Source organism: Sphingobium sp. TomMM35A, assembly GCF_054771735.1.
Map to the genome: position 1 here is coordinate 121,358 of NZ_BSRC01000002.1, position 12,094 is coordinate 133,451.

Here is a 12,094-nt window from a genome sequence, read left to right on the forward strand (position 1 = left end):
GAGAGGCGGTCAGCCGCCTCTCCCCCGCTCGTCCTTTCAGATCATAGTGAGTTGTACCGCCTCGAACGTATCGACCGGCGGCAGATCGAACCACAGATGATCGCGGTCCCCAGCGCGCCGCTTGCCCTTGACCGCCTTGCCGGCCACCAGCATCCGGGCTGTGCCGCCTACAGGGCCACGAACGCCAAGCTTCAGCCCCTGGGCAATCACCGGATCGCCATAATGGGTGTTGCGCTGGCCCGAATAGTTTATGACGTGGACCAGCATTTTGCCCGCAGCGGGTTGCCGCATCGCCATCATCTCGATCGGGCCTGCGCCTTCCAGAAGAAGGGGCGGCGGTGGGGCGTAGCGAGCGATCAGGCTTTCGAAAAGCACGCGATGCGCGTCGATCCCGTCACGATAATAGAGCCAGTCGGGCAGCCAAGGGATATGGACATGATGCCCCTTGCCATAAGCCATGACCAGCGCGCCCGCGTCGGCGCGCGCCGTGTCACCGGGCCGGGCGTAGGAAAATTCGGGGGGTCCGAAGCGCTGGTCCGGCGCGAACGGGATCAGGCTTGTCGCGCCGCTGCGGGGCGTCACCGGGAAGAATGTCTCGTCGATTGGTATCCGGCCAGGGCCCATGGGAATGGCCGCCTTGCTCATGTCGAGCGACCAGCCATGGCCGTCGCGCGGTTGGCCAAAGCTGCCTACCGGGCTCGATTTCATCGGCGATGCGGAGCGCGGCTTGCCGTCCTTGCCCAGCGCGCCGGTATAGCCAGTGGCAATGATCAAGCCCCCTGCTTCTACGAAAGCATCGAGCGCGGCGGCGTCACCTTCATCAAGGGTCATGATATGCGGCATGATGATGACATCATAGGCCCGATCGCGGGTGGCCTTGGCCACTTGCATGCCATTGGTCATCCAGAATGGCAGGCGCGCATCGACTAGCGCCTGATAGGCGCCCCGCTGCGCATTGCCGCCATAGCGGGCCAGTCCCGTGCCAGCCGACTGGAAGATCGAGCCCATATTGTAGAGTGCGACGCGCGCGCCCGGCTCCAATCCTGCATAGTGCTGCTCATTGGCGGCATGCCAATGATAGAGGCGCGAGATTGGCGGCAGGAAGCGCGGGTCATCCTGATCGCCCAGCGTCCCCATCAGATAAAGATCGAGCTTGGCTCCAGTCCCAAGTGCTTGGGCAAAGCGCAGCATGTGGTTTTGCGTGCTTTCCGTCACCTGCCGCCATGGATAATCCATATGGGCGGTCGAGGTGGCGGAAAAAGCCTTGCCCGGCGCCAGCGCCATCAAGGCTCGCGTCTGTTCACCCATGGCGTGCGGCCATTCCGGCGCCTTGCGCGAAACGCGCCGCTGCACCTCTCCGCGCGCGACGACGCCGCCGAAAAAGTCCATCAGAGGCACGTTTGGACGTGCTGTCTTTATGATGTCGCGCGCTTTGGCCGAAAGTTCCGCCATGATGCGCGATTGGAACTGTTGATAGGCGCCCCAGTTGGGATCAGTGCCGTCTTCGGTCCGGGGTAGTTCCAGCTTGTACAAGTCACGGAACCGCCGCTTGCAATTGTCGCACACGCAAATGCCGTGATCGACGTCAGAATAGTCGGTTCGGACGAAAGCCGTCATGTTGAAGAACAGGCCGTCGACATCGTGCCGCTCGACCCCTTCCTTCAAGATTTGCAGGCTGTAATCCTGCGCCCAACCGCCATTTGGGCATGCCTGGTAAGTGCCGGCATATTCGCGCGGAGTGCCGTCGCGGTTGCGCATGAACCAGTCGGGATGCGCGTCAAAAGCCGGCTTGGTCGCCTTGGAGAGGTCGAAGCGCCCGATATAGGCGAGACCCTCCGCATGTGCGGCGGCGACCATTTCACCCGCGAAATCGCTTTTCATGAAGGGGTTGCGGTAATGGAGCGGCAGCTGAGTGGGATAAAATGCGACGATCCCACCGATGTTCGACACGATGACATTCGCACCGAAAGCGCGCGTTTCGCGGGCGATCGTCCGGGGGTCCTCCAGCGCATCAATCTCACGCAGATTAGTCTGGAGGATGCGATATTCATGCTTCCACCATTGCCGCCGATCAAAGCTGCCAACATCTGCGGCGGCCCAGCTCTGAATGGGAAGGGTGCTCACGATCGCCGTTACGGGCAGGGCGCGCACAAGGTCGCGGCGCGAAATCCCGCCGTTCGCTCTCAACTTCATGCTCGTCACGCTCCTGATTGTTTCGAACTCCCCATGCCCATTCTGCTCCGACAAAGAGCGATGGACAATCATCCGGCAAACTGCATTCCGTCCTGTGGAACGCATGCCGTTCAACGGCGAATATGTTCCGCATCGCGGAAAGACGAGTTTCGTTCGCATGCTCTCCAGCCTAGCGACCGCTGACCGAGGGTGCTGAACCCGCGAAAAGCTGCGGCGCGATGGGAGCGGAAGTTGATCGGGAAAAGGGCAACGGTGGCGCAATGATCTGGGCGCAGAATTACGATCCGTTCGGCAACGGCCTGTTGTCCGCACTTGTCGCCGCCATTCCTGTCGTCGTGCTGCTTGGCGCTATCGGCCTGTTCCATGTGCGCGCGCATATCGCAGCGCTTATGGGCCTGGGTGCAGGTCTGGCGGTCGCAGTGCTCGCATTCGGCATGCCTGCGGGGCTGGCCCTTCGCGCTGCTGGGTTTGGCGCGGCTTATGGACTGCTGCCGATCGGCTGGATCGTGCTCAATATCATCTTTCTGTATCAACTGACGGAGACGACCGGGCAGTTCCATGTCCTGCGCGGGGCGATCACGTCGATCACGGCGGACAGTCGGCTACAACTGTTGCTGATCGCTTTCTGCTTTGGCGCCTTTTTCGAGGGCGCGGCAGGCTTCGGCACTCCGGTCGCGGTGACGGGCGCGATGCTGATCGGGCTTGGCTTCACGCGCTTGCAGGCGTCCGGGCTATCGCTGATCGCCAATACCGCGCCTGTGGCGTTCGGCGCGCTTGGGACGCCGCTGGTCACGCTATCCGGCGTGACGGGTCTCCCCTTGCTTGAACTGTCGGCGATGGTCGGGCGGCAGATGACGCCCTTCGCTATCATCGTGCCCTTTTGGCTGATGGTGGCATATTGCGGGTGGCGGCGAACGATGGAAGTGTTGCCCGCCGTGCTGGTCGCAGGCGTCAGCTTTGCGGTCGTGCAACTGCTCATTTCCAATCTTCACGGTCCCTGGCTGACCTCCATCGGCGCGGCGCTTGCCTCGATCGCTACGCTGATCGGCTTCCTGCGGATATGGCAGCCCGCGCGCATCATGCATGTCAATGAGGCAAAGCTCGCTGCGGGAGACGAGCGGGACGTGGCCGCGACGGTAGATGCGGCCCATGCCCAGCCGCTGCATGATCCTGCCGCAGTCCGCCGTGCGTGGATGCCGTGGATCATCCTGACCGCCTGCGTCTTCCTGTGGGGTCTGCCCTTCATGAAGCAGGGCTTGGACGCGATCTTCGCGCTGCGCCTGCCCTTCGCCGGGCTCGATGGCGTGATCCAGCGACTGCCCCCTGTCGTGACCGCGCCGGAATATGAAAAGGCGGTTTATAATCTCAACCTGCTTTCAGCGACGGGCACAGCGATACTGGTGGCCGCGCTTGCCTCTGCAGTGCTTCTGCGTGTGCCTGCGCGGACGATCGGCCTTGTCTATCTGCGAACATGGAAGCTGGTGCTGCCCTCGCTGCTCACCATCGCGGCGATGCTGGCGCTGGGCTATCTCACCCGATATGGCGGCATCGACGCTTCCATGGGGCTGGCCTTTGCGGCGACGGGCGTGCTCTATCCCTTCTTCGGCACGATGCTCGGATGGCTGGGCGTTGCCGTGACCGGATCGGATACGGCGTCGAACGTGCTGTTCGGCGGATTGCAGAAGATCACCGCCGAACAGCTGAACCTGCCGCCCGTGCTGATGGCGGGCGCGAACAGCGCGGGCGGGGTCATGGGCAAGATGATCGACGCGCAGAGCATCGTCGTCGCCTCTACCGCTACCCAATGGTTCGGGCAGGAAGGCCGCATCCTGCGCCATGTCTTCCTTCACAGCCTGGTGCTGGGGGCGCTCATCGGTTTGTTCGTGATGCTGCAGGCCTATGTCTATCCCTTCACGCTGCTGGTGCCCTGACGGCATGGGCGACCTTCCACAAGCGGCAGCTACCCGCGCGCTGCTGAAAAATATTTACGTGGAGGCGCTGGACGCCGTGCGCGGGGAAAGGCTGGTCGAAGGGCTGGGCATCCCGCAAGGCGACCACTGGCGCATCCGCCACCGGGGCAAGGCCATCAACTGGCCCTTGCACCCGGAAGGCCGCATCTTTGTAATCGGTGCGGGTAAAGCGGCTGGCTCCTTGGCGAAGGGTCTTGAAACACTGCTCGGGGCTCGCCTTTCGGACGGCTGCGTCATCGTGAAGCATGGCCATGCCGAACCACTGACGCGCATCCGGCAGCTACAGGCGGGACATCCCATCCCTGATGCGCAAGGAGTCGACGCGACTGCCGAGATGCTGCGCACGGTCGAAGGGCTGACAGAGCGCGACAGCGTGATCGTTCTGCTGACCGGCGGTGCGTCCGCCCTGATGGTCGCGCCCATCGAAGGCGTCACGTTGCAGGAAAAGGCGGCGGTGACGGACATGCTGCTGCGATCCGGCGCGTCGATCGAGGAGATCAACGCCGTCCGCAAGCGACTGTCGCGGGTGAAGGGCGGTGGGCTGCTGCGCCATCTCCAACCTGCATCTGTGCTGACCCTGCTGATATCCGATGTGCCGAGCGGCAATCTAGACATGATCGGATCAGGGCCGACCTTCCCGTGCAGCGCGGATTTTACGGATCCGATGGCGATCCTGGCGCGCTATGGGCTGGAGCAAGCGGTGCCCGCATCCATCCGCGATGCGCTCGCGAAAGAGATGCAGGCTCCTCCTGAAGCCGGAGGGCGCCACGAGGCGCTGATGCTGGCGGACAGCGCCATGCTTGTCGAGGCGGTCCACGGCATCGCGGCGCGGGAGGGGCTGAGCGCTTACGATGTGGACGCGGGAATGGCGGGCAACACGCATGACGCAGCGCTGAGGATGGCGGACGCTTTGCGGACCGTGCCGCCGCAGGATCGCCCTGCGCTGCTTGTGTCGGCCGGTGAAACCACCTTGCAGGTGAAAGGCAACGGGCTGGGTGGGCGCAATCAGGAGTTCGCGCTGGTCGCAGCCTTGGCGCTGGCCGGGGAGGGAAATGCCGCGCTGCTCGCCGCTGGCACCGATGGCACCGATGGGCCGACCGATGCGGCGGGGGCGTTTGCCGATGGCACCCTGCATGAACGAGCGCGGGCAGCTGGGCTCGACCCGGCAGAGATGCTGGCGCGCAACGACAGCTACCGCTTGTTCAAAGCGACCGGCGACTTGGTCCATACGGGGCCAACGGGAACCAATGTCATGGACCTCGTTCTGGGCATCGCCTTCTGACCGGAACGAATTGAGAGAGAAGAGATATGGTGAAGCTGGCGGCTAATCTGTCGATGATGTTTCAGGACCTGCCGTTCCTCGACCGCTTCGATGCGGCAGAGGCGACCGGCTTTTCCGGCGTCGAGTTCATGTTTCCTTATGACCATAACCCAGCCGACGTGGCGGCGCGCGCGCAGAAGTGCGGGCTTGAGGTCGTTCTGTTCAACCTGCCCGCAGGTGATTGGGCAGGGGGAGAGCGCGGCATTGCGGCACTTCCTGACCGGGTCGAGGAATTCCGCGCGGGCGTGGCTGAGGGGCTGGATTATGCCCGGACGCTAGGCTGCCCGCGCCTGCATCTGATGGCCGGAAAGGCGTCTGCCAGTGCCGAATGCCGCGCCGCGCTGCTCTCGAATATCGGGTATGCCGCCGATCTGGCCGCAGCGGACGGTATCGAGATACTGATCGAGCCTATCAACACGCGTGTCGATATTCCCGGCTATTTTTACAGCACCACTGAGGAAGCGATGTCTGTCATGGATGAGGCGGCTCGTAGCAATGTCCGCCTGCAATATGACATCTATCACATGCAGATCATGGAAGGAGATCTTGCCCGCACGATCGAGCGGCTGCTGCCCCGGATCGGCCACATGCAGTTGGCCGACAATCCGGGCCGCGCCGAACCGGGCAGCGGGGAGATCAACTATCCCTGGCTGCTCAGCCATATCGATGCGCTGGGCTATGATGGATGGATCGGGTGCGAGTACCGGCCTGCGGGCGACACGAAGGCGGGCCTAGGCTGGGCACGCGATTATCTCAAGTCCAGGAGACCATGACATGAAGATCGGGTTCATCGGCCTTGGCATCATGGGCCGTCCCATGGCTGGGCATCTGCAAGCGGCAGGGCACGCGATCTACAGCTGCGCCAATCGCACGCCGATGCCCGAAGAGTTGCGTGAAGGCGGCGCGATCGCATGCGCCACACCCGCGGCGGTGGCGGCAGAGGTGGACTGCCTGATCCTGATGCTGCCCGACACCCCGGACGTCGAACACGTACTCTTCGGCGCGGGCGGCGTGGTGCAGGGTGTGAAGCCCGGCACGACCATTATCGACATGAGCTCCATCGACCCGATCGCCACGCGCGATTTTGCGGCGAGGCTTGAAGCATTGGAATGCAACTATGTCGACGCGCCGGTATCCGGCGGCGAAGTGGGCGCGAAAAATGCCGCCCTGACGATCATGTGCGGAGCGAAGCAGCATGTGTTCGACAAGGTCCGGCCTCTGCTGGAACTGATGGGCAAGAACATCACGCTGGTCGGTGATGTAGGCGCGGGACAGGTCACCAAGGTCGCCAATCAGATCATCGTCGCGCTGAACATCGAAGCAGTGTCGGAGGCGCTGGTCTTTGCATCGAAGGCGGGAGCGGATCCCGCACGGGTGCGCGAAGCGCTGATGGGCGGCTTTGCGGCATCACGCGTGCTGGAGGTGCATGGCCAGCGCATGATCAACCGCACGTTCGATCCCGGCTTCCGCATTCGGCTGCACCAGAAGGATCTCAATCTGGCGCTGGCGGGTGCACGCTCGCTGAGCATATCGCTACCCGCCACGGCGAATGCGCAGCAACTTTTCAGCAGTTGCGTTGCGCACGGCGATGCGGAAAATGATCACAGCGCGATGGTGACGGCGCTCGAACGGGCTGCTAACCACTTGGTGAGTGGTTACTCAACCGCAGACATTTCTCACACCCATAGCTTCTCCGGAGGATGCTCATGACCAACAATCGTCTTAAAGACCGCCGTATCATCGTGTTCGGCAGCGCGACCGGGATCGGCGCTGCTACGGTCAAGCGGCTGGCGCAGGAAGGCGCGCGGGTTTGCGCCGCCGACATCAACGTCGAAGGCGCGACGCAGGTGGCGCAGGAAGCAGGCGGCGAGACTTTCGCCGTTCATGTCGACATCTCCGATGAGGCATCGGTGCAGAAGGCAACCGAGGAAGCGGTGAGCCGTTTCGGTGGCCTGGATGGCGCGCACATCAACGCGGCGGATCTGCGTGTCATCATGGAGGATAGCGATGCGCTTGCCATCGATCTCTCCACCTTCGATCGCACGATCGCGGTCAATTTGCGCGGACATCTGCTGTGCACGCGCGCCGTCGTTCCGCACCTCGTCAAGAGCGGTAAGGGGGCGATCGTCTACACGAGCTCCGGCTCAGCGCATGGCGGCGAGCCGACGCGGCCCTGCTACGCCATGGCCAAGGCGGGCGTGAACGCGCTTGCACGCCATGTCGGTGCGCGCTGGGGCAAGGAAGGCATCACCGCCAATGTGCTCGCACCCGGCTTCACCGTCACTGGCGAAATGAAGAAGGCGATGGAAGCGAATGCCGAAGAAGCGACCAAATGGGCCGACTATTTCATGGCGCGCACCCCGCACACGCGTCTGGGCGAATCCGAAGACCATGCGGGCGTCGTCGCCATGTTGCTTTCTGAGGATGGCCGCTGGATCAACGGCGCGATCTATGACGTCAATGGCGGATCGCTGATGCGCGCTTGACGACACTGGCTGCGGCGCTCGCTCCTGCACGGGCGGGCGCCGCAGCGCTTGTTCAATAAAGCGCGATCACGCGCGCGGGCATGCCAGTGGCGTTTTCCAGCGGCGCCACTCCCGCGAACAACAGACCGCCTGCAGCAGGCGCGCGGTCGAGATTGGCCAACCCCTCCAGCGCCCATCGCCCGCTCCGCAGCCATGCCTGATGCACCGGGAAGGCGGGCATAGCCTCGCCCGCGTCGATCGACATGGCGTCAACGCCAATCCCCCGCACGTCGCGCTTCATCAGAATGTCCATCACTGCAGCGTCGAAGCCGGGGCTCTTGCGCCGCTCGGGCGCAGGCAGGCTGCCGTAATTGGTGAAAGCGCCCAGCGGGTTCCAGCCCGACAGCATGGCGACGCAGGAACCTTCCGGGATGCGGCCATGGCGACGTTCCCAAGCTGCGATGTCCTGCGGTTCGACCCGTGCGTCCCGGTCTGCCTTCGCCTTTTTCCTGATGTCGATGACCACCAGCGGGACGATCAACTGGCTGATCCCCATGTCTCCGACCGATGCTCCGTCCGGCGCGAAGTGGCGCGGCGCGTCGAGATGGGTGCCGGTATGTTCGACGATGGATATGCGGTTGAGCGCCATACCTGCTTTCGTGCCTGATCCCTCGATGGCCTCCAGGGAGAGGCGGCCCGGCGTGAAGGCGAAAGCGCGCGTCAGCCGGTGCGTGAGGTCGAGGATATGCAATTGCCGTCCATGAAGCGGTAAGCTCGTCTGGTCCGGCATCACTGCGGCGGCGTCGGCAGGCGATGATGTGCCGAGGGTGAGCGCACCCAGCGCGCTTAAAGCTAGCATGTCGCGGCGGTCGATCACGGCGGCTGGTTCTTTCTTGAGGAAAGCGTTGGTCAATTTCACGGCGGCGGATTGGGAAAAGCTGCAAAGCTAAGTCAAATCGATCGCAACCACTTCATGGAAGTCGACGTGCGGCACCTCCACCTCGACCCAGCCATTCGCCGCGCTGTGCGTAACGTCGGCCCCGGCCGTCAACAATCGCGCCTGCGCCGCACGCCTACCCTCAGGCAGTTGCAAACGGATGCGATAGGGGCCGGTGCGGATCGCCTCGCGATAGCTGCCGCGCATCGCCATGGGATTGTTGAGGTTGACCAGATGCGCGGTGATCGACCGTTCCTGCCGCCAGCAGGCGATGTCGAGGAGGCCGGGCCCATCGATCTGCAAGGGATGCGCTTCGTCATGCGCCCAGTTGAGCATGGTGCGCAGCAGTGTCAGATGATCGCCATGGCCAAGCTCCGCAAAGCTGCGATCGAGGTCCATCGGCAAATAGACGACGCGCCCGCGCCCGACCTGACGGCAAATCGCCATGGGTATGTCGGTCTCTGTCCGGTCGGTGAAGACCCGCTCCATCGGCAGGTCCGGATAGCTGGGCACCAGCGTCAAGGCGACGTCGCGTTGATCGCGCGCTGTGACGGGCAAGCGGAACAGCGGGCCGATGGTCCGGCTGATGTCGCTCAGTCCAGCCATGGCCGGATGCGCGTGGCGCAAGGTGAGGTAAGCGTTTCTCAGCGGACCTTCCGCCTTGCCTGCGATGGAGCAGCCGAACAGGTCGGCGAGGCCGAAATCAGCCCGCTGCCGTCCTTCACCGTCATAAAGCGAGGTCTGATAGGTTGCGACGACGCTGCCGCCGCGCGCTACGAAGGCACGGATCTGATCGCATTGCTTGTCCGACAGCACCGTTGCGTTGGCGAGGATGATGGTGCGAAAGCGCGACAGGCTGTCGGCATCCAGGAAATCCTCGTCGATAAGGTCGAATGGCACGCGGCTTTCCAGCGCGGCTTGGTAAAAGCCGTCGCCATGCTCCTCCAACTTTCCGCGCCCGGTCCAACCGCCAAGATAGGCGGTGGTCCTAGGCGTATGAACCAACCCGACCCGCGCCAGATTGCGGGTGTTCCGCAGATAGGCTTCATTGGCATGGTGCCAGCCGTAGATTTGCCGGACGACATCCATCCAGCGGCGATCCAGGGGTTTGGCGTTGAACTTGGTGATCCAAGGGCGCGCACCCTGGGCGATCGCGCCAGCGGCCCAGATGCGGATTTCCGCCGGGCTCTGCACTGAGTCCTTCCAGCGATAGGCCTCCTCCACCCCCACCGAAATGATGTGACCGACGGGCTTGTCCTTCATGAAAGCGCGCAGTTCGCGCGTGTAGCGGCCCGCGCCCCAGACCTCCGGTCCCGTCCCCCAGGGAGAGCCATCCGATGACCGCGCCTGACGGTCGCAGAAAGCAAGCGGCAGACGTTTCGACAGGGCTGGACCATTGAGATCGACCAGACCCCGGCGATCACCGCCTGGAATGAAGAAGGCTTCTCGCCGGTGCTTGCGCGCTGCCGCATTCCACAGGTCGATGAGGGAGAAGAGCCGATCTTCGACCCATGCGGCATAGCGTCGCCCCTCCGGTTTGGACGGGTCCGGATCGAGCGGGATGTCCTGCCCAGATGCCGCGCGGTAGAGCGTCCGGCAGCTTTGGCAATAACAGGTGCCGCTGCCGTTCCAGCGATTGCCGAAGAAGCCGTCCACTGGATAGCGCCTGGCGATCTCCTCGATCACCTTGGGCATCAGATCGAAATTATAGGGTCCGTAGGCGCAAGTCAGGGTGAGGTCCGGCGCACTACCATGCCGCTTGATCTTCCCGTCGGGGCCGGTCAGCGCCCATTCGGGATGGGCAGCGGCTGCAGCCGCGTTCATCGCGTGCGGATCAATGCGGGCGAGCACGCGGAGCCCGAGTGTCTTGCATGCCGTAACCATGTCGCCAAACGGATCGACGCCCTTGCCGACCCCTTGTGCCATGCCATGATAGGGGATGGCAGTCGGATAGAAAGCGATGCCGCCCCCGGCGCTAAGGCACACGCCATCAGCGTGAATCTGCCGGAAATAGTCGGTCCAGAATGTGGGATCGTAGCGTCCCGGATCATCTTCTGTGAAGGCGAGCTGGAACCAGCGCATCGGCCCGCTCGCCCAATCAGGGGGTGTAGCGTTGCCTAACCGGCGCGCGAAGGCAGGCTCGATTCCGGACAGCAGGACGCCAGCACCCAATGCGAGCGCTGCGCGGCGATCGAGTGGCAATATGTCGGGCATCATCTCTCCTTGCGGCGATGAAGTTAACTCAAGCAGCGCCATCTACAATTCATCATCCCATCATACGGAACATCCCGATCGAGCGTGGTCCTTGTCCACTACGCAGAAAATATATCGACAAGCATGAGCAAACAGGTCATACCAGTTTGAAAGGTTGTCGCTCGTGCGGTGGTAATCAGGCAAGGTGAGGAACAAGCGTGGCCGATAGTCAGCAAGAGCCGGAAGACGGCCTGCTAGGGCGAGTTCAGTCGCTGGTGCGGGCATTTGGCATTCTCGATGAACTGGCAAAGAGCGACAATATGACGCTCAGCGACCTGTCCCGCGCTGTCGGCCTGCCAAGATCCACCACCCATCGCCTGCTGACGACCATGGAAGCGCTACGTTATGTGGCGTTTGACCGACGCAGGAACGGCTGGTCCATCGGGGTGCAGGCTTTCACGGTCGGGGCCGTGTTCGCGCAAACGCGGGACCTTGGGCAACTGGGCCGTACGATCATGCGATCACTGATGTCCGAAGTGCAGCATTGCGTGAACATCGCCGTGCCGGAAGGCGCTGGCATCTGCTATGTCGGTCAGGCTGCGGCGAACGGGTTCCGCCAGACGGCGGCCCGGCCAGGCGCCGTCCTACCGCTGCACACGACGGCGTCCGGTAAGGTGCTGATGGCGCAGTGGTCCAGGGCCGAGTTCGACCGCTATCTGAACAGCGCGCCGCTTAAGGCCCGCACCGCGCGCAGCATCATCGATGGCGATCGGCTCCGTCGCGAGATGGCGGACATTCATATCCGCGGCTATGCGCTCGATGATGAAGAGCATAGCGACGGATTGCGCTGCGTCGCGGCGGTCGTGAACGATCGCTATGGCCTCCCGAAGGGGTCGCTGTCGATTTCGGATCGATCATCCCATCTGGCCCGCGCACGGCTGGATGAGTTAGGCCCGGCGCTGATCAGCGCGGCACAGCGGATGAGCATGGAAATCGCGGCGCAGAGCTTCTGACC

At 63.2% G+C, this 12,094-nt stretch carries 9 protein-coding genes; 6 read left to right on the forward strand and 3 right to left on the reverse strand.

The window, feature by feature from the left end; genetic code table 11:
• Positions 1-36 precede the first annotated feature (36 nt).
• On the reverse strand, positions 37-2,193 hold the full coding sequence (locus ACYU8T_RS13730) for a hypothetical protein (protein ID WP_461159911.1): 2,157 nt from the start codon (positions 2,191-2,193) through the stop codon (positions 37-39).
• Between the two features lie 218 nt (positions 2,194-2,411).
• Here ACYU8T_RS13730 and ACYU8T_RS13735 point away from each other — a divergent pair, with 218 nt between their 5' ends.
• Genes ACYU8T_RS13735 through ACYU8T_RS13755 form a run of 5 tightly spaced genes read left to right on the forward strand, consistent with a single transcriptional unit; the run spans position 2,412 to position 7,970 of the window.
• Entirely contained in the window at positions 2,412-4,124 is a 1,713-nt protein-coding gene (locus ACYU8T_RS13735; RefSeq protein ID WP_461159912.1) for an L-lactate permease, read from the forward strand.
• Between the two features lie 4 nt (positions 4,125-4,128).
• Positions 4,129-5,445 carry a glycerate kinase type-2 family protein gene (locus tag ACYU8T_RS13740; RefSeq protein WP_461159913.1) on the forward strand — a complete coding sequence of 439 codons (1,317 nt, stop codon included), beginning with the start codon at positions 4,129-4,131 and terminating at the stop codon, positions 5,443-5,445.
• Positions 5,446-5,471: 26 nt separating this feature from the next.
• A complete protein-coding gene (gene otnI, locus ACYU8T_RS13745) occupies positions 5,472-6,257 on the forward strand; it encodes a 2-oxo-tetronate isomerase (RefSeq protein ID WP_461159914.1) in 786 nt (261 codons plus the stop codon).
• 1 nt (position 6,258) lies between these two features.
• Positions 6,259-7,194: a 2-hydroxy-3-oxopropionate reductase gene (locus ACYU8T_RS13750; RefSeq protein WP_461159915.1), complete on the forward strand. Its 936-nt coding sequence runs from the start codon at positions 6,259-6,261 to the stop codon at positions 7,192-7,194.
• Complete coding sequence (locus tag ACYU8T_RS13755; RefSeq protein ID WP_097093657.1) at positions 7,191-7,970, forward strand: SDR family NAD(P)-dependent oxidoreductase; 780 nt, start codon at positions 7,191-7,193, stop codon at positions 7,968-7,970. Before ACYU8T_RS13750 ends, ACYU8T_RS13755 begins: the two co-directional genes overlap by 4 nt.
• Before the next feature lie 52 nt (positions 7,971-8,022).
• Here ACYU8T_RS13755 and ACYU8T_RS13760 read toward each other — a convergent pair whose 3' ends face one another.
• Together ACYU8T_RS13760 and ACYU8T_RS13765 are read right to left on the reverse strand one after the other, a co-directional pair.
• Positions 8,023-8,868, reverse strand: a complete 846-nt coding sequence (locus tag ACYU8T_RS13760) for a cyclase family protein (protein ID WP_461159916.1) — start codon at positions 8,866-8,868, stop codon at positions 8,023-8,025.
• Positions 8,869-8,895: 27 nt separating this feature from the next.
• Complete coding sequence (locus tag ACYU8T_RS13765) at positions 8,896-11,100, reverse strand: ThuA domain-containing protein (RefSeq protein ID WP_461159917.1); 2,205 nt, start codon at positions 11,098-11,100, stop codon at positions 8,896-8,898.
• Between the two features lie 197 nt (positions 11,101-11,297).
• Between ACYU8T_RS13765 and ACYU8T_RS13770 the strand changes: the two genes are divergently transcribed.
• Positions 11,298-12,092 carry an IclR family transcriptional regulator gene (locus tag ACYU8T_RS13770; protein ID WP_461159918.1) on the forward strand — a complete coding sequence of 265 codons (795 nt, stop codon included), beginning with the start codon at positions 11,298-11,300 and terminating at the stop codon, positions 12,090-12,092.
• Positions 12,093-12,094 lie beyond the last annotated feature (2 nt).